The 17,663-nt window shown below is 71.3% G+C and carries 16 protein-coding genes; 9 read left to right on the top strand and 7 right to left on the bottom strand.

The window, feature by feature from the left end; translation table 11 throughout:
* Nucleotides 1-108 precede the first annotated feature (108 nt).
* The 3 genes from ychF to QYS60_RS23975 are packed head-to-tail and all read right to left on the bottom strand — an operon-like array spanning nt 109 to nt 2,248.
* Nucleotides 109-1,188, bottom strand: coding sequence for a redox-regulated ATPase YchF (gene ychF, locus QYS60_RS23985; RefSeq protein ID WP_371384469.1), 1,080 nt, complete (start codon nt 1,186-1,188; stop codon nt 109-111).
* A 12-nt stretch (nt 1,189-1,200) separates the two neighbouring features.
* Nucleotides 1,201-1,845: a class I SAM-dependent methyltransferase gene (locus QYS60_RS23980; protein ID WP_371384468.1), complete on the bottom strand. Its 645-nt coding sequence runs from the start codon at nt 1,843-1,845 to the stop codon at nt 1,201-1,203.
* Nucleotides 1,832-2,248, bottom strand: a complete 417-nt coding sequence (locus tag QYS60_RS23975) for a hypothetical protein (RefSeq protein WP_371384495.1) — start codon at nt 2,246-2,248, stop codon at nt 1,832-1,834. Before QYS60_RS23975 ends, QYS60_RS23980 begins: the two co-directional genes overlap by 14 nt.
* A 129-nt stretch (nt 2,249-2,377) precedes the next feature.
* Here QYS60_RS23975 and QYS60_RS23970 point away from each other — a divergent pair, with 129 nt between their 5' ends.
* Entirely contained in the window at nt 2,378-3,547 is a 1,170-nt protein-coding gene (locus tag QYS60_RS23970; RefSeq protein WP_371384494.1) for an AI-2E family transporter, read from the top strand.
* 10 nt (nt 3,548-3,557) lie between these two features.
* Here QYS60_RS23970 and QYS60_RS23965 read toward each other — a convergent pair whose 3' ends face one another.
* Entirely contained in the window at nt 3,558-6,533 is a 2,976-nt protein-coding gene (locus tag QYS60_RS23965; protein ID WP_371384467.1) for an AAA family ATPase, read from the bottom strand.
* Nucleotides 6,530-7,705, bottom strand: coding sequence for an exonuclease SbcCD subunit D (locus QYS60_RS23960; RefSeq protein WP_371384466.1), 1,176 nt, complete (start codon nt 7,703-7,705; stop codon nt 6,530-6,532). Before QYS60_RS23960 ends, QYS60_RS23965 begins: the two co-directional genes overlap by 4 nt.
* A gap of 84 nt (nt 7,706-7,789) precedes the next feature.
* Between QYS60_RS23960 and QYS60_RS23955 the strand changes: the two genes are divergently transcribed.
* Complete coding sequence (locus QYS60_RS23955; protein WP_371384465.1) at nt 7,790-8,953, top strand: DNA recombination protein RmuC; 1,164 nt, start codon at nt 7,790-7,792, stop codon at nt 8,951-8,953.
* A 53-nt stretch (nt 8,954-9,006) separates the two neighbouring features.
* Entirely contained in the window at nt 9,007-9,957 is a 951-nt protein-coding gene (locus QYS60_RS23950) for a DUF6542 domain-containing protein (RefSeq protein WP_371384493.1), read from the top strand.
* Between the two features lie 30 nt (nt 9,958-9,987).
* Here QYS60_RS23950 and QYS60_RS23945 read toward each other — a convergent pair whose 3' ends face one another.
* Nucleotides 9,988-10,989, bottom strand: coding sequence for a 4-hydroxy-3-methylbut-2-enyl diphosphate reductase (locus QYS60_RS23945; RefSeq protein WP_371384464.1), 1,002 nt, complete (start codon nt 10,987-10,989; stop codon nt 9,988-9,990).
* A gap of 79 nt (nt 10,990-11,068) precedes the next feature.
* Here QYS60_RS23945 and QYS60_RS23940 point away from each other — a divergent pair, with 79 nt between their 5' ends.
* Genes QYS60_RS23940 through QYS60_RS23930 form a run of 3 tightly spaced genes read left to right on the top strand, consistent with a single transcriptional unit; the run spans nt 11,069 to nt 13,339 of the window.
* Nucleotides 11,069-11,824, top strand: a complete 756-nt coding sequence (locus QYS60_RS23940; protein ID WP_289379930.1) for a lipid droplet-associated protein — start codon at nt 11,069-11,071, stop codon at nt 11,822-11,824.
* Entirely contained in the window at nt 11,821-13,068 is a 1,248-nt protein-coding gene (xseA, locus tag QYS60_RS23935; protein ID WP_371384463.1) for an exodeoxyribonuclease VII large subunit, read from the top strand. The genes QYS60_RS23940 and xseA overlap by 4 nt, the downstream gene beginning before the upstream one ends.
* Nucleotides 13,069-13,078: 10 nt before the next feature.
* Nucleotides 13,079-13,339, top strand: coding sequence for an exodeoxyribonuclease VII small subunit (locus QYS60_RS23930; protein WP_289379926.1), 261 nt, complete (start codon nt 13,079-13,081; stop codon nt 13,337-13,339).
* Between the two features lie 13 nt (nt 13,340-13,352).
* On the opposite strand, the gene QYS60_RS23925 is transcribed toward QYS60_RS23930, so the two are convergent.
* Nucleotides 13,353-13,922 carry a DUF4245 domain-containing protein gene (locus QYS60_RS23925; protein WP_081005244.1) on the bottom strand — a complete coding sequence of 190 codons (570 nt, stop codon included), beginning with the start codon at nt 13,920-13,922 and terminating at the stop codon, nt 13,353-13,355.
* A 178-nt stretch (nt 13,923-14,100) separates the two neighbouring features.
* On the opposite strand from QYS60_RS23925, the gene glpX reads away from it, so the two are divergent.
* From glpX to QYS60_RS23910, 3 genes are all read left to right on the top strand, one after another.
* The gene (gene glpX, locus QYS60_RS23920) at nt 14,101-15,138 is read left to right on the top strand and encodes a class II fructose-bisphosphatase (RefSeq protein ID WP_003935061.1); all 1,038 of its coding nucleotides are present in this window, start codon (nt 14,101-14,103) and stop codon (nt 15,136-15,138) included.
* A gap of 84 nt (nt 15,139-15,222) precedes the next feature.
* A complete protein-coding gene (locus QYS60_RS23915) occupies nt 15,223-16,632 on the top strand; it encodes a class II fumarate hydratase (protein WP_289379922.1) in 1,410 nt (469 codons plus the stop codon).
* Nucleotides 16,633-16,717: 85 nt separating this feature from the next.
* A partial coding sequence (locus QYS60_RS23910; RefSeq protein WP_371384462.1) for a phosphotriesterase occupies nt 16,718-17,663 on the top strand: 946 nt, incomplete at its 3' end.

Raw genomic sequence — 17,663 nt, 5'->3', positions numbered from 1 at the left:
AACCGTGCCACGGGTTGCTACAAACCGACCACGAAATTCTGTGTGAGCAGCGCGTTTCCAGCCTTCTGCGTCCTGCGCTGGACTGGCTGCCCGGACGTCTTAGCCCCACTACACGTTGAAGCGGAACTCCACGACGTCGCCGTCCGCCATCACGTAGTCCTTGCCCTCCATGCGGACCTTGCCGCGGGCCTTCGCCTCGGCCATCGACCCTGCCGAGTCGAGATCCTCGAAGGAGACGACCTCGGCCTTGATGAAGCCCCGCTCGAAGTCGGAGTGGATGACACCGGCGGCCTGCGGGGCGGTCGCGCCCTGCGGGATGGTCCAGGCCCGGGCCTCTTTCGGTCCGGCGGTGAGGTAGGTCTGCAGGCCGAGGGTGTGGAAGCCGACGCGGGCGAGCGAGTGCAGTCCCGGCTCGGTCTGACCGATGGACTCGAGCAGCTCCTGGGCCTCGTCGGCCTCGAGTTCGATCAGCTCGGATTCGACCTTCGCGTCGAGGAACACACAGTCGGCCGGCGCGACGGACGCACGGAGCTCCTGCTGCTTCGCCTCGTCGGTGAGCACCGATTCGTCCGCGTTGAACACGTAGAGGAACGGCTTGGTCGTCATCATGTTCAGCTCGCGCAGCAGACCGAAGTCGAGCGAGTCCTTCGCCGCGAACAGGGTCTTGCCCTCGTTCAGCACGCCCTGGGCCTTGACGGCCTCGTCGAACTGCGGCTTGAGTTCCTTGTTCTTCTTCGCCTCCTTCTCGAGGCGCGGCAGGGCCTTCTCCAGGGTCTGCAGGTCGGCGAGGATCAGCTCCGTCTCGATGATCTCGATGTCCGCGAACGGATCGACACGGCCGTCGACGTGGACGACGTCGTCGTCGGCGAACACCCGCACGACCTGGCAGATGGCGTCGGCCTCGCGGATGTTGGCGAGGAACTTGTTGCCGAGGCCGGCGCCCTCGGAGGCGCCCTTGACGATGCCGGCGATGTCGACGAACGACACCGTCGCGGGCAGGATGCGCTGCGACCCGAAGATCTCGGCGAGCCGCTCCAGCCGCGGATCGGGCAGCTCGACGACGCCGACGTTCGGCTCGATGGTGGCGAACGGGTAGTTCGCGGCAAGCACTTCGTTCTTGGTCAGCGCGTTGAACAGCGTCGACTTTCCGACGTTGGGAAGACCGACGATTCCGAGGGTTAGGCTCACGGAATCGATATTCTACGGGGTCGCGGTCGAGCCCCCGCCAACCGCACGGCGCGCGACGGCCACCAGCCACTCGGCGTCGTCGCGCCACGGCCGCAGGTCCCAGGTGGCGAAACGCTGCTCGAGTACCAGGCCGACGGCCGCGAGATCCGCGGCGAACTGCGACGGACGGTATGCCGCGCCGGTGGTGAACCCGGCGACGAACACTCCGTCCGGGCGCAGGTGTGCGGCGATCCGCCCGAGCACGGCCCGCTCGGAGCCGGGCGCGAGGAACACCATCACGTTGCCGGCCGAAACCACCGCATCGAACCTCGGACCCGGCAGATCCAGCTGCGCCAGGTCGGCGAGATGCACGGTCAGCTCCGGGTGCGACCGGGCCTCCTCCACGAGCACCGGGTCGAGATCGACCGCGGTCACCCGATGGCCCCGCCGGGCCAGCTCGAGTCCGATGCGGCCCGTGCCGCAGCCGGCATCGAGGATCCGCGCGCCGCGCGGGACGAGCACGTCGACGAACCGGGCCTCGCCGTGCAGGTCCGTCCCGGCGTGCGCGAGTTCGGCGAACCGCTCGATGTAGGCGCGGGAATCGTCGGCGCTGCGCTCGGACTGCCAGCGCGTCGCGGACCCGGGCCCGACCCCCGCCGGGTCGTCAGCAGGCGACACGGACGAGTTGCGAGATCCGGCCGGCCTGCTCCTCGGTGGCCGCGGTGTCCCCGTTCTGGGCCAGCTCGCCGACCTTGGCGATCACCTCCTGATCGCTCGCACCGGAGTCGATCAGCGGGCACGTCTCGATGACGATCGCCTCGATGGAGGCGTCGTCGCGGTCGGCGGCGAGGTTGGGGTAGCCGGTGCGGAACGCGGCGACGAACGTCGCGAGCTTAGCCTCGTCGAAGGCGCCGCGCGCCCGCTCGGCGACGCTCGACGCGGCCGAGGCCAGGCTCGAGGCGGCCCCGCCGATCGTCGTGCGCGCCGCGTCGGACTCGTTCGACGCGTCGTCACCGGAACTGCAGGACACGAGCACGACGGCCGCGGCACTCGCGGCCAGCACGGCGGTGATCTTCTTCATGGCCGGAAGCCTGCCACGTTCCGTGGTGTTCGCGCCGGTGAACCGCCCTGCGAGCCGCGGTTCCCGTAGATTGCAGACGAGCCCGATCCGCGGCGTCGAGAGCATCGGAAGGACCGTCCGTTGAGCGATGTGCAGAGCACCGAGCGGAAGCCACCGGCACCGAAACCGGACCGCACCACGCTGATCGCCTCCGGCGGGTTGGCGCTGGCGAAGTGGTCGGCGGCGCTGGTCGTAATCGCGGCGGGCGCGCTGGTCATCGGCTGGATCATCGAGAAGATGTGGGTGATCGTCCTGCCCGTGGCACTGGCGATCGTCGTCGCCACCATGCTGTGGCCGCCCACCCGCGGCATGATGCGGCGCGGCGTGCCGCCGGCGGCCGCGGCCGGCCTGACGCTGTTCCTGTTCTTCGCGATCGTCGGCGGCATCATCGCGGGCATCGTCCCGTCGGTGGTGGCGCAGGCACCGGAACTCGCGAACAAGACCACCGACGGCATCAACAAGGTGCTGGACTGGGTGCAGGGTCCGCCGTTCAACCTGAAGGACGAGCAGCTCGAGAACGCGACCCAGGTGGTGATCGACAAGGTCCAGGAGAGCGGCGCGACCATCGCCAGCGGCGTGTTCACCGGCGTCAGCACGGCCGGTTCCCTACTGGTGACGATCGGCCTGGTCCTCGTCCTGGTGTTCTTCTTCATCAAGGACGGCCCGCGGTTCATCCCGTGGGTGCACGCCGTCGGTGGCGGTCGTGCCGGGCGGCACCTGGAAGAGGTGCTGATCCGGATGTGGAACACCCTCGGCGGGTTCATCCGCACGCAGGCGCTCGTCAGTTTCATCGACGCGTTCTTCATCGGCCTGGGTCTGGTCATCCTCGGGGTGCCGCTGGCGCCCGTGCTGGCGATCCTCACTTTCATCGGCGGGTTCATCCCGATCGTCGGTGCCTTCGTCGCCGGAGCGCTCGCCGTTCTCGTGGCGCTCGTCGCGAACGGGCTGACCACCGCCGTCATCGTTCTCGTCATCATCATTGCGGTGCAGCAGCTCGAGGGGAACGTGCTCCAGCCCGTGCTGCAATCGCGCAGCATGCACCTGCACGCGGTGGTGGTGCTGCTCGCCGTCACCGCAGGATCGTCGCTGTTCGGCATCATCGGTGCGTTCCTGGCCGTTCCCGTCGCGGCCGTCGCCGCGGTGGTGCTGCGCTACGTCGGTGAGCAGATCGACGAACGCAGCGCTACGACGGACGAACTCGAGACCACCGAGGAGACCCCGGCACTGCCGCCGGCACCGGCCGAGCCCGGCCCGGCCTGATCGGTCGGGCTCAGCCGGCGATCTCCACCGTGGACCCGGTGCGGCCGCGCACGACGTGCAGGCGGCTGGGGATTCGCTGACGCATCTCGTCGACGTGGCTGACCACGCCGACAACCCGGCCGCCGGCGCGCAGCTCGTCGAGCACGCCCATGACCGCGTCGAGCGCGTCGGCGTCGAGCGTGCCGAACCCCTCGTCGATGAACATCGTGTCGAGCACCAGTCCCCCGGATTCGGCGGCGACGACGTCGGCGAGCCCGAGCGCCAGCGCCAGCGACGCCTGGAACGACTCACCGCCCGAGAGGGTCTTCGTCGACCGCACGACACCGGTGTACTCGTCGTGGATGTCGAGCCCGAGGCCACCGCGCTTGCCGTGCGTGCCTGCCGCATCGGAGTGCACGAATTCGTAGCGGCCACCGGACATGCGCCGCAACCGCACCGACGCCGATTCGGCGACCTCCTCGAGGCGAGCCGCGAGCACGTACGAGCGCAGCGACATCTTGCGCGCATTCTGCCCGGTGCCCGCGACGACTTCGGCGAGGGCCGCGAGTTCGGCCTGCTCGTCCCGCAGCGGCACCAGCTTCGCGTACTCGTCTTCGAGACGCGTCGCGAACTTCTCGATGTCGGCGTGGCGGCGCTCGGCCTCGGAGGCTGTGGAGACGGCCGCGGCCAGCGCGGCCGCGCTCCGCGCGACCGCGGCCTCCGGTTCCGCGAGGTCCACCGGGTCGTCGCCGACCCGGGCCGTGTCCGGGTCGGCGAGCACGCCCTGCGCCGCCGCGCGCCGGTCGGCCGCCGCGCGCAGCGCCTGGTCGATCTCACGCAGGCGCGCCTCGGGACGGACGGCTGCCAGGGCCTGCTCGATGCTCCCGAATCCCGCCCGTTCCGCGGCTGCGGCCGCCTCCCGGGCACGTTCGCGCGCACTCGTCGCCGCGTTCGCGGCCCGAACCCGGGCGTCGAGCAGGTTCGCCGCGGCGGCGGCGAGCGCCGCGATCCGACGTCGGCGGGTGGCGAGGGAGTCTTCGCCTCCGGCTGCCGCGGTGATGCGGGCACGGATCTCGTCGGCCTCCGCGGCGGCGCTCTCCTCGCGGTGCGCGGCCTGGGCGGCCTCGACATCCACCGCGCGTGCCTGCTCGCGCAGGTCGGCGTCGAGTTGGCGCAGCCGGACGATCTCGCCGCGACGGTGCTCGCATTCGGCTGCGGTGGCCGCCGTCGCAGCGTGCGCGGCGGCGGCCGCGGCCCGCGCTTCGGTGAGTTCGTCGAGACCGGCGTCGCCGCAGCGCTGCCGTAGCACCGCGACGGTGTTGGCGACGTCCGCGACGGCCGCCTGCGCCCGCGTCAGGGCCGTGGCGGCGCGCTGCTCGGCGTCCCGGGCCGCGTCCTCGTCCGTCTTGGTCGCGGTGTCCGGGGCCGGCCGGGCCGGGGACGGGTGGGCGGTGGCGCCGCACACCACACACGGATGCCCATCGACCAGATCGGTGGCCAACTCGGCGGCCATCCCGGCGATCCGGCGCTCACGCACGTCGAGAAGGGCAGTGCGCGCGTCGAGATGCGCGTCGCGGCGGGCGGCGACCTCGTCCTCGAGCCGTTGCAGCTGCGGGACCAGGTCCCGGAGCTCGGTGGCGGCGGCGAGGGCGTCGCTGGTCCGCGTGAGTTCGGCCTCGAGTCGGGGCAGGGTGGCGGCGGCCTGCTCGGACGCGCGCGCGGCCTGCTCCGCGGCATCGCGGCGGTTCGGAAGTTCGTCCAGGTCCACGGCGATCCGCTCGGCGCGCACAACCAGGTCGCGGCGCTGCCGTTGCAGAGCGGCGCGGTCGGCCTCGAGCCGGATCAGGCGCTCCTCCTGCTCGAGCAGGCCGTCGAGGCGGACCACCTCCGCGGACCACCGCTGCTCGTGGGGCCGGATCAGGCCGCGGTCGGTGTCGGCGGGGGAACCGTCGAGCTCCGCGACGAGGGCCTGTCCCTCCCGGTCGGCGGCCAGGGGGGCGGCGGCGTCCACCGCGGCGGCATGGGCGGTGGCGGCGGCTTCGGCGGCGCGGCGCGCGTCGCGAGCGATCTCGACGACGGGCGCCGCCCGCCGGGCCGTCTCGAGTTCTGCGGTCAGGGACTGCAGCTCGGCGGCCGCGGCATCCAGCTCGGCGAGCTCGGCGACCGCGCGGGCGCGGCGTTCCTGGCACCGTCGCAGCTCGGTCGCCTCCGCGAGGGCCGCCCGATCGCGGGTGTCGTCGGCGCGCGCACGGTCGAGTGCCGCCAGCGCGAGATCCCGGTTCTCGGCGGCGTCGTCGCGCAGCCGGTGCGCCCACACGACCGGTTCGGCGTCCGCGCCCGCCTCGAGGCCGGCTGCGGCGCTGACCTTGGCGAGGAGCAGGTCGACGGCGCGCTGCTGTTCTTCGAGGCGGGTGGCGGCGGCGCTGCGGCGGTCCTTGAACCAGCGCTCGACGGAACCGAATCGGGTGGTGTCGAACAGCCGCTCGAGCAGCTTGCCGCGGTCCTCGCTGTCGGCGCGCAGGAACTTCGCGAACTCGCCCTGGGGTAGCAGCACGACCTGGAAGAACTGCTCGGCGCTCATCCCCAGCAGCCGCCGGACGGCCTCCGCGATGTCGGGCAGCCGCGAGAGGTGCTCACCCGAACCGTCGAGCCAGGTCAGGCTCGCCTTGGCGTTCTGCTTGACGGTCCCGGTACCGCGCAGCTTCGGCCGCTCGTAGTCGGGACTGCGCACGATCCGCAGCCGCCGGCCGGCGATGGTCGCCTCGAGACCGACCTGGGGTGCGGTGCCGGCGGGGGCGTGATCCGACAGCAGCCGGCGCCCGTCGGCGCGGGCCCCGGGCACCGTGCCGTACAGGGCGAACGCCACCGCATCGAGGATGGAGGTCTTGCCGGCGCCGGTGCGGCCGTGCAGCAGGAACAGTCCGTCGGCGCCGAGCTCGTCGAAGTCCACCCGCACGGTGTCGGCGAACGGCCCGAACGCGGTGACCTCCAGCTGGTGCAGCCTCACGCGGACGCCTCCCCCGGTGCGGCGGTCTGCTCGGTCCCGACACCCGCGGTGCGGTCGACGTCGCGCAGCGCCTGCTGTACCCAGCGCAGCTCCCGCGCGGACGGCTCGGACCGCACGTCGGTGAGGAATCCTCGGGTGATGTCGAGGTCGGTCCGGCCGCGCACCTTCTGCCGATAGGTGACGGTGGAGGTCGCGGCGGGCGGTTCCCACTCGACGTGGACGGCCCGGGGGAAACGGGACTGCAGCCGGCGCATCGCATCGAGGGGGCGCACGGCGTCGGTGAGAACGGCCGAGACGTAGTGATCCTCCGCGGCGGCGTGCGCGTCGTCGGTGAGCAGATCGTCGAGGACGCCGGTGAGACGGCTCAGGCCGCGCACGACAGGCAGGTCGACGCGCTCGACGTCCGCCCGCCCGGCCGCATCCAGCTCGACGAGCCACACGGCTTTGCGATGGGTGCGCTCCCCGAACGAGTACGGCAGGGGCGAACCGGAGTAGCGGACGTGCTCGGCGACGGTCTGCGGGGAGTGGAGGTGACCGAGAGCGACGTAGTCGACGCCGTCGAACGCCGACGCCGGGACGGTCTCGACGCCGCCGACCGAGATGGACCGCTCGGAACCGGACGCCTCGGCGCCGACGACGAAGGCGTGCGCGAGAACCACGGCGCGGACGTCGCGGGCACGCGCGTCGGCGCGGACCCGGTCCATCGCCGCCCCGAGAATCTCCGCGTGCGAGCGGGCCTCGGGCACACCCAGCTCGGCGCGGGTGATCTCCGGCTCCAGATAGGGAATGCCGTAGAAGGCGACGGTGCCGTGGGCGTCGTCGAGCAGGACGGGCCGGTCGATCTGGGAGACCCGGGTGATCAGGTGCAGCCCGCCCTCGGCGGCGAACGCCGCGCCGGCGCCCAGGCGGACGGGAGAGTCGTGGTTGCCGGACGTCGCGACGATGACGGCACCGGCCGCGCGGATCGCCTCGAGCCCCGCGTTGCACACCGCGACGGCATCGGCACTCGGGATGGAGCGGTCGTAGACGTCCCCGGCCACCACCACCACGTCGACCCGCCGCTCGGCGACGAGGTCGGCGAGGGCGGCGAGGGCCTGGGCCTGGTCGGACAACAGATCCACACCGTGGAAGGTGCGGCCGATGTGCCAGTCCGAGGTGTGCAGGATCCGCATGCCGTCAGACCGTAGAGCAGCGCACCGACACGCCGTCGCCCGGTCCGGGTGAGCCTGTCGGTCCACTCGGGCATCATGCGCACCATGACGGCACTCACGGCACTGGCGTTGCTCGCCGCCCTCGCGCTCGGCGGAGTTGTCGGCTGGCTGCTGCACGCCGCCCGCAGCGGCGACCGCGCCGCGCGGGCGGAGGCCCAGCTCGCGGCTCTGCGCGAGAACGAAGGGCAGCTGCGGCAGGCGCTCGGCGCCGTGAGCGAGGACTCCGCCCGCCGCCATTCGGGCGCGATCGGTGAACAGGTCTCACGTCTCGTCGGACCGTTGCAGGAGGCGGTGGGGGCGCTCGCCCGGCAGGTGGAGCACGTCGAGCGCAACCGGGTACACGCGTACGCCGGTCTCACCGAGCAGGTCGAGGGCATGCACCGCGCCTCGCAGCTGCTCTCCACGCAGACGCAGCAGTTGGTCACGGCTCTGCGTGCCCCACAGGTGCGCGGACGATGGGGCGAGATCCAGCTCGAACGCGTGGTCGAGCTCGCCGGAATGGTGCGGCACTGCGACTTCGACACCCAGGTGACCAAGGACGGGGTCCGCCCGGATCTGCTGGTGTATCTCGCCGGTGGCAAGCAGATCGTCGTGGATGCGAAGGTGCCGTTCGCCGCCTATCTCGACGCCGCCCAGGAGGAGGACGTCGCTCGGCGCGACCAGCACCTGATGCGGCATGCCCGTCAGGTACGCACGCACGTCGACCAGCTCTCGGCGAAGGCCTACTGGGAATCGTTCGATCCGACGCCCGAGTTCGTGGTGCTGTTCGTTCCCGGCGACCCGTTCCTCGATGCGGCGCTGGCCGCGGATTCGGACCTGCTCGAGTACGCGTTCGCGCGGAACGTGATCCTGGCCACCCCCACCACCCTGGTGGCGCTGCTGCGCACCATCGCGCACACCTGGCGCCAGGAGGCCCTGTCGAAGGAGGCCGCGACGATCCACCAGCTCGGCCGGGAGCTGTATCAGCGGATCGGGGTCGTCGGCGGGCACCTCGACCGGCTCGGGTCCCAGCTGGGCAAGGCCGTCGACTCGTTCAACCTGACCGTCGCGTCGATGGAGTCCCGGGTCGGGGTGACGGCCCGCAAGCTGAGCGAACTGGAGATCTTCGACGGCGAACACCCGGAGGTGCGACCGGTCGATGCGTGGCCGCGCCGCGTGAGTCCGACGGACAACTCCGAGTCCGACGGTCCTGTCGACGAAGCAAGTTGACCCGATGGGTCTAGTGTCGACATGTGTCTGCAACGCAACGTGCTCGCTCGGCGGTGCCGCTCGACATGCGGTCGGTGGCGCCCACTGTGCCTGGCGTCCCGTGGTGGGGCGCGGTCCTCGTCGCGGCGGGCTCGACCCTGCTCGGCTTCCTCATCGATGCGGCACGCGGTAACGAGCTCGGCTCGGCATTCTCCGCGTTCTACGTGCTCGGATGCGTCGCGGCGGTAGCAGCCGTGCAGCATCGGGCGCTGTTCACCGCGATGGCGCAGCCGCCGCTACTGCTCCTTGTCGCCGTCCCGATCGCGCAGGAGTTCCTCGTCGAATCCGGTGGTGGTGGCCTGAAGGACCTGGCGCTCAACGTGGCGTATCCGCTGGTGAACCGGTTCCCGGTGATGCTCACCGCCACGGTGGCGGTCCTGGTCGTCGGCGGGCTGCGGATCTTCCTGAGCCGGTCGCAGGTACCGGCCCCGGCCCGTCCGCGCCGGCGGGGCGCCCGCGCCGCTGGGGCCCCGTCACGCGGCTCGCAGCAGGACCGCGACGGTGCTGGGGCTACGAAGCCGGCGCGGGGACGTCGCGCCCGTGCGGCCGCCCGGCCCCCGGCCTCCACCAAGGCCAGCGTGCGACAGGTTGCGGACACGCGCGACAACCCGGTGGTGCGGCGCCGCTCCACCGCTCCGGCCCCGGAAACGGCGCGTCGGGGCACCGGCGAGCCACCCGCGGCACCTGACGTCGCCTACCGGCCCCGGCGCGCCGAACCGGCCCCACGCCGCGCCGAACCGGCCTCACGCCGGGCGGAACCGGCCCCGCGACGGGCCGAACCGGCGCCGCGACGGGCCGCCGAGACCCGCCGGGACTACGACCGTCACGGCGATCACCGGTCCCGCCCCGACCGGCCCTACGAGCGGGAAGAAGTGCCCCCGCCCACCCGTCGTCGGTCTCCGGGCCCGGATGCCCCCGAATACCGGCAGCCCCGAGTGCGCTACCGGGACCGGTACGAGGACTGACCGAGCCCGCTCCGGATCACGCGCGACGGCTCACGCGCGACGCGCGGAGCGAAGTTCGCGGGGCAGCGCGAACACCAGGGTTTCGTTGGCTGTGGTGACCGACTGCACGTCCGCGAAACCGTGCTCGGCGAGCAGATCGATCACGCCGCGCACGAGGACCTCCGGCACCGAGGCACCGGAGGTGATTCCGACGGTGCGGACGCCTTCGAGCCAGGTCGGGTCGACCTCGCGGGCGTAGTCGACGAGATGCGCGGCCCGGGCACCGGCCCCCAGAGCCACCTCCACGAGCCGGACCGAGTTCGACGAATTGCGGGACCCCACGACGATGACCAGGTCGCATTCGGGCGCCATCGCCTTGACCGCCACCTGCCGATTCTGGGTGGCGTAGCAGATGTCGTCGCTCGGGGGATCCTGCAGCAGCGGGAACTTCTCGCGCAGCCGCTGGACCGTCTCCATGGTCTCGTCGACGCTGAGGGTGGTCTGCGAGAGCCAGATGACCTTCGCCTCGTCGCGCACGGTGACCTGGTCGACCGCATCCGGACCGTCGACGAGCTGGACGTGGTCGGGGGCCTCGCCTGCGGTGCCCTCCACCTCCTCGTGGCCTTCGTGCCCGATGAGCAGGATGTCGTAGTCGTCGCGAGCGAAGCGCTTCGCCTCCTGGTGCACCTTCGTCACCAGGGGGCATGTGGCGTCGATGGTGCGCAGGTTGCGTTCGGCGGCGGAGGCGTGCACCGCGGGGGAGACACCGTGGGCCGAGAACACGAGCACCGCGCCCTCCGGTACCTCGTCGGTCTCGTCGACGAAGACCACCCCGCGCTCGGCGAGGGTCTCGACCACGTGACGGTTGTGGACGATCTCCTTGCGGACGTAGATGGGGGCACCGTGCTTCTCGAGTGCCTTCTCCACCGTTTCGACGGCTCGGTCGACACCGGCGCAGTACCCGCGCGGCTCGGCGAGCAGGACGCGCTTACCGGCGGCCGGTGAACCGGCCGACCGAGTGATTCCGACTTCGAGGGGAACAGGCGCAGACATGTCTCCAGGGTACGGGCCGTCCGCGGGGCCGGCCCTCCTCGGCTACCAATCGGGCGGCACGTGAGGCAGTCTGTTTCACATGATCCGTCCACCGTTCATGGCGCGGGTGGCGGCCGGGCTGGCCGTCACCGCGTACGAAGAGACCCTCAAGCTGCCGTCCACGGCGGTCGCCCTGCCGATGACCACGGTCAGCCAGATCCTTCAGACGACGATGCGGATCCAGCAGACGATGACGTCGCTCGCGATCAAGGGTGACCAGTTGTTCGAGCTGCTCGGCGCTGCGCCCGCCGAGGCGCCGTCGTGGGCCACCTTCGACGAGGACGTCGAGCCGGTGGGCACTGCCGAGCCGTCGACCGCCGCGACGCCGGGACGCTTCGCTCTCTACTCGATGCCACCAGCCACCGAGGCGGCGGTCCCGGTCTCGGCCGGCCCCGAGGCGGGCACGTCGGCCGACGCCCGGACGGAGGGGTCCGGGCCCCGCGCCGGAGCGGAGTCGACCGCCGAGTCCACCGCCGCCAAGATCAGTGCCGGCACGACCGCGGCCGGCGGCGAGGGTGACACGTCCGCGAAGGCACCCGCGAAGAAGTCCGCGAAGGCACCGGCGAAGAAGGCGGCGAAGAAGACTGCCGCCGGGAGCGCGGCCGGGGCCGAGCTTCCCGAGATCGTCGAGCTGCTCGACTACCCGTCGCTGACCCTGGCACAGCTGCGAGCGCGGATGCGCACCCTGTCAGTCGAGGACCTGCGGGCGCTGCTCGAGTACGAAAGCGCCACCCGCGCGCGCGACCCGTTCGAGACCATGCTGTCCAACCGGATCGCGAACGCAAGCACCAAGTGACCTCCGCGCCCACGGCCACCCCGTCCAACTCCGCGGAGCATCCGTGGCCGGTCCGGACCGTCTCACAGAAGGTCGCCGGCTGGATCGACCGGCTCGGCTCGGTCTGGGTGGAGGGACAGATCACCCAGCTCAATGTGCGTCCCGGCACCCGCACCGCCTTCCTCACGCTGCGGGATCCGTCGGCGGACATGTCGCTGTCGGTGACATGCTCGCCGCAGCTGGTGCAGAACTCCCCCGTGCCGCTCACCGAGGGCAGCCGGGTGGTGATGTTCGGCAAGCTGTCGTTCTGGACCGGCCGCGGCACCCTGGCCCTGCGGGTCACCGAGATCCGTGCCGTCGGAATCGGCGAACTCCTCGCTCGAATCGAGCGGCTTCGCGCACTGCTTGCGGCCGAGGGGCTGTTCGACCCGCGGCTCAAACGGCCACTGCCGTTCCTGCCGCACCGGATCGGTCTGATCACCGGTCGGGCGAGCGCCGCCGAGCGGGACGTGCTCAGCGTCGCGCAGCGCCGGTGGCCGGCCGTCCGATTCGAGATCCGCAACACCGCCGTCCAGGGGCCCACCGCGGTCCCGCAGATCCTCGATGCGCTCGAGGAACTCGACGCGGACCCGTCCGTCGACGTGATCGTGCTCGCGCGCGGCGGCGGCAGCGTGGAGGATCTGCTGCCGTTCTCCGACGAGGCGCTGTGCCGAGCGATCGTGCGGTGCACGACGCCGGTGGTCAGCGCCATCGGGCACGAACCCGACAGTCCACTTTCCGACTACGTCGCCGATCTGCGGGCGGCCACCCCCACGGACGCGGCGAAACGGATCGTGCCCGACGCGGTGGCCGAGCAGGACCTGGTGGACGAGCTGCGGGCGCGGGCGGCCGCGGCGCTGCGCAACTGGGTGCGCAGGGAGGAACACGTGATCGAACAGCTGCGCAGCCGACCGGTACTCGCCGACCCGCTGCGCACCGTCGACAAGCGGAGCGAGGAGATCGAGCGGCTGCGGCAGTGCGCCCGGCGCGATGTGGGCCGGGCGATCGCCGCCGAGGCCACCCGGATCGAACATCTCGGGGCGCGGCTCGGGACGCTCGGTCCCGCCGCCACCCTGGCCCGCGGCTACGCGGTGGTGCAGCGGATGGTCCCGGACGGGGACGCGGAGGTGTTGCGGTCGGTCGACGACGCACCGCCCGGCACCCAGCTTCGGGTACGGGTTGCCGACGGTGCGGTGCGCGCGGCCGTCATCGGACGAGAGAAGTGACGAGGAGCGGATGAGCGAGACGAAGGACACGCCCGTGAGCGGCCCGAACGACGACGTTGCGGAGTTCGGCTACGAGCGGGCACGCGACGAGCTGGTCAACGTGGTCAAGATGCTCGAACAGGGTGGCCTGGACCTGGACGAGTCGCTGACGCTGTGGGAGCGGGGCGAGGCGCTCGCGCGTCGCTGCGAGGAGCATCTCGCCGGCGCCCGGCAGCGTGTCGAGGCCGCGCTGGCGCACAGCGACGACGAGGTGGGCGACGACGAGGAGTAAGTGGCCTCGCCCGTCAGGGCTGTAGCGGCTCGGCTGCGCCCGCAGCGGCCGCGAGTTCGCGGAACTCGGCCTCGTCGCCGGAACCACCGACGAGGATCCGGACGTCGCCGAAGTCGGACACCCACAGCGGTTCGACGCCCTGCCCCCCGTAGACCACCCAGTCGCGGCCGGCGATGTCCTGCGCCCCCGTTGCGGTGCGCGGCTCCCCGGCGACGAATCGCACCAGCTCGTCCTCCCCCGCATTCGACTGGGTGAACCGCACGTACCGGCCGGCCGGGGTGATGAACCCGACGGTGCTCGAGTCGCCGCCCTGTTCGCCGGTGATGATGCTGCGGCTGCCGGAGTTCGCCTGCCAGTCCTCCGGCACCTTCGGCTGACGGATGGGGAAGTCCAGCTCGCGCGCGTCGTACTTCAGGCCCGCGTCGACGTCGAAGCTGGGCACGGGCCCCGCGGTGGGGCCGCCGGGGCTGAAGGAGCACTGGCTGGCGATGGCGGCGATGACGACCATGATCAGCAGCAGCGGAATCAGCGACCACGCCATGTCGCGCGTGTCGTGGAGAATGCGGGGTTTCTGGGGGGCCACGTCTCCAGTCTGACAGCCGCCGGCACCGATACCCGCACGTGGCCGGGTCCGAGCCCCGCTCACGGGGCGGTGATGAGAGAATTACCACTCGAAACCATCGGAACCCGACGGTCGCCTGTTCGACGGCCGTCCCGCGTCGGCGTCCACGTCGACCGACCGCACCAGGAGGCAGTAGCCCATGACGGCCAGCACCCCGACCCGCCGCCAGGCCCCGGACCGCAATCTCGCCCTCGAGCTGGTGCGTGTCACCGAGGCCGCGGCGATGGCTGCGGGCCGCTGGGTAGGCCGCGGCGACAAGGAAGGCGGCGACGGCGCCGCCGTCGACGCCATGCGTCACATGGTCAGCTCGGTGTCCATGCGCGGCGTCGTCGTGATCGGCGAGGGCGAGAAGGACGAGGCGCCCATGCTCTACAACGGCGAGGAGGTCGGCAACGGCGACGGGCCGCTGTGCGACGTGGCGGTCGACCCGATCGACGGCACCACCTTGATGGCGAAGGGCGCACCCGGCTCCATCGCGGTGCTCGCCGTCGCCGAGCGCGGCGCCATGTTCGACCCGTCCGCTGTGTTCTACATGGACAAGATCGCTGTCGGCCCGGAGGCCGCGGACGTCATCGACATCACCGCACCGGTCGCCGAGAACATCAGCCGTGTCGCGAAGGCGAAGCACTCGGAGATCTCCGACATCACCGTCACGATCCTGGACCGTCCCCGGCACGCGCAGCTCATCAGCGACGTGCGCGCGACCGGCGCGCGCATCCGGCTGATCTCCGACGGTGACGTCGCCGGCGCGATCGCCGCGGCACGCCCGGGTTCGGGTGTCGACATGCTGCTGGGCATCGGCGGCACCCCGGAGGGCATCATCGCCGCGGCCGCGATGCGGTGCATGGGCGGCGCGCTGCAGGGTCGCCTGGCGCCGAAGGACGACGAGGAGCGGCAGAAGGCGATCGACGCGGGCCACGAGCCGGGCCGCGTGCTGACCACCACCGATCTGGTCAAGGGCGAGAACATCTTCTTCTGCGCGACCGGCGTCACCGACGGTGAGCTGGTGAAGGGTGTCCGCTACTACGGCGGCGGCGCGACGACGCAGTCGATCGTGATGCGCAGCAAGTCCGGCACCGTCCGGATGGTCGAGGCGTACCACCGGCTGAAGAAGCTCAGCGAATTCACCTCGATCGATTTCCACGGCGTCGCGGGGGCCGTTCCTCCCCTGCCGTGACCCGGTCCGCGGTCGTGGCGCCCTTTCGGATCTCTGCCTGTCCGAAGGGGCGCCGCTGCCGCTCGCGCCGCCTACTGTGAAGCCATGGCCGACAATTCCGAGCAGCAGTTCCGAATCGAACACGACACCATGGGCGAGGTCCGAGTCCCGGCTGACGCCCTGTGGCGCGCTCAGACCCAGCGGGCCGTGGAGAACTTCCCGATCTCCGGTCGCGGCCTCGAGCGCACCCAGATCCGCGCGATGGGTCTGCTCAAGGCGGCGTGCGCCCAGGTCAACAAGGATCTGGGTCTGCTCGACGCGGAGAAGGCCGATGCGATCGTCGCCGCCGCCACCGAGATCGCCGAGGGCCTGCACGACGACCAGTTCCCCATCGACGTGTTCCAGACCGGTTCGGGCACGAGCTCGAACATGAATGCGAACGAGGTCATCGCGAGCATCGCCGCCCAGCGCGGGGTGACGGTACATCCCAACGATCACGTCAACATGTCGCAGTCGTCGAACGACACCTTCCCGACTGCGACACATGTCGCCGCCACCGAGGCGGCGGTGAAGGATCTCGTCCCGGCCCTCGATCAGCTGCGGGCCTCGCTCGCCGCGAAGGCGGCGGAGTGGAAACTGGTCGTCAAGTCCGGGCGGACGCACCTGATGGATGCCGTGCCGGTCACACTCGGCCAGGAGTTCGGTGGCTACGCCCGGCAGATCGAGGCCGGCATCGAGCGGGTGCAGGCGACCCTGCCGCGGCTGGGTGAGCTGGCCATCGGGGGCACGGCCGTCGGGACGGGCCTGAACGCCCCCGAGGGGTTCGGTCCCCGCGTCGTCGCCGAACTGGTGCGGGCGACCGGGGTGGAAGCGCTGACCCCGGCGAAGAACAGCTTCGAGGCGCAGGCCGCCCGGGACGGTCTCGTCGAGGCGTCCGGGGCGTTGCGGACCATTGCGGTCTCGCTGACGAAGATCGCCAACGACATCCGGTGGATGGGGTCCGGGCCGCTGACAGGTCTCGCCGAGATCCAGCTGCCGGATCTGCAGCCCGGCAGCTCGATCATGCCGGGAAAGGTGAACCCGGTGCTGCCGGAGGCGGTGACCCAGGTGGCGGCGCAGGTCGTGGGCAACGACGCGGCTGTGGCGTGGGGTGGTGCCGCGGGTGCGTTCGAACTCAACGTCTACATCCCGATGATGGCCCGCAACCTGCTCGAGTCGCTGCGCCTGCTGGCGAACGTCTCGCGCCTGTTCGCCGAGCGGTGCGTCGACGGGCTCGTGGCGAACACCGAACATCTGCGTACCCTCGCGGAATCGTCGCCCTCGATCGTGACGCCGCTGAACTCGGCGATCGGGTACGAGGAGGCCGCTGCGGTCGCGAAAGAGGCGCTGCGGGAGAAGAAGACCATCCGGCAGGCGGTCATCGACCGGGGCCTGATCGGTGACGGCCTGAGTGAAGAGGAGCTGGATCGGAGGCTCGACGTGCTCGCGATGACGCGGGTCCAGCCGCGGGACTGACGACCCTCGGGGTCTTGTGATGCGCGTCTCATCGTGATCTGATACGAAACTGAATTCTCATTCAGGTCGTAGGAAGCGAGACGTCATGACCACCGTCCCCACCGTCACCGGTACCGTCGACAGCGGCAGCCTCGGCCGGACACTGATGCACGAGCACCTGTTCGTCCTCTCCCCCGAACTGCACGGCAACTGGGACATCGGCGTCGACCTGGACGCGGCGGTCGCCGAGGCGATCACTCGCGTACGGGAGGTGCACGCGGCCGGTTTCGACACGTTCGTCGACCTCACCGTGGTCGGCACCGGCCGCAACATCGACCTCATCCGACGGGTCGCCGAGGCCACCGACATGAACATCGTCGTGGCCACCGGTCTCTACACCTACATGGACCTGCCGCACTACTTCCACTACCGCGGCCCCGACACCCTGTTCGGCGGCCCGGAACCGATGGTGGACTTCTTCGTCCGCGACATCGAGGAGGGCATCCTCGACTCCGGCGTGCGCGCGGGAATGCTCAAGTGCGCCATCGACGCCCCGGGCTTGACGGCGGGAGTCGAGCGCACGGCCCGGGCCGTGGCGGTCGCCCACCGACGCACCGGCGTGCCGATCACGGTGCACACCCACGCCCACTCCGAGTCGGGACGGGTGATGCAGCGCCTGTTCACCGAGGAGGGTGTCGACCTCTCGCGCGTGATCGTCGGCCACAGCGGCGATTCCGACGACATCGGCTACCTGACGTCGCTGATGGACGCCGGCTCGTACATCGGCATGGATCGCTGCGGCGTGGACGTCTATCTCGGCTTCGAGCAGCGGGTGAAGACCATCGCGGCGCTGGTCGAACGCGGCTACGCCGGCCGGATGCTGCTCTCGCAGGACTACGCCACCCTCAACGACTGGCTCGACCCGCAGATGCTCGCCGTGGCGACGCCGCGATGGAGCTACATGCACCTGCACAACGACGTGCTGCCCGCGCTGCGGGAGGCCGGGGTGAGCGAGGCGGACATCGATCGGATGCTGATCGACAACCCGCGCG

This window comes from Rhodococcus sp. GXMU-t2271 (assembly GCF_041414735.1).
In the GTDB taxonomy this organism is placed as follows: domain Bacteria; phylum Actinomycetota; class Actinomycetes; order Mycobacteriales; family Mycobacteriaceae; genus Rhodococcus; species Rhodococcus indonesiensis.
This window is presented reverse-complemented; position numbering and strand designations above follow the sequence as displayed.

Coding starts and splice junctions, on each gene's coding strand:
- QYS60_RS23975 (WP_371384495.1), bottom strand. CDS start 2,248: ATGAAGAAGATCACCGCCGTGCTGGCCGCGAGTGCCGCGGCCGTCGTG.
- QYS60_RS23960 (WP_371384466.1), bottom strand. CDS start 7,705: ATGCGGATCCTGCACACCTCGGACTGGCACATCGGCCGCACCTTCCAC.
- QYS60_RS23955 (WP_371384465.1), top strand. CDS start 7,790: ATGACGGCACTCACGGCACTGGCGTTGCTCGCCGCCCTCGCGCTCGGC.
- QYS60_RS23945 (WP_371384464.1), bottom strand. CDS start 10,989: ATGTCTGCGCCTGTTCCCCTCGAAGTCGGAATCACTCGGTCGGCCGGT.
- QYS60_RS23940 (WP_289379930.1), top strand. CDS start 11,069: ATGATCCGTCCACCGTTCATGGCGCGGGTGGCGGCCGGGCTGGCCGTC.
- QYS60_RS23930 (WP_289379926.1), top strand. CDS start 13,079: ATGAGCGAGACGAAGGACACGCCCGTGAGCGGCCCGAACGACGACGTT.
- glpX (WP_003935061.1), top strand. CDS start 14,101: ATGACGGCCAGCACCCCGACCCGCCGCCAGGCCCCGGACCGCAATCTC.
- QYS60_RS23915 (WP_289379922.1), top strand. CDS start 15,223: ATGGCCGACAATTCCGAGCAGCAGTTCCGAATCGAACACGACACCATG.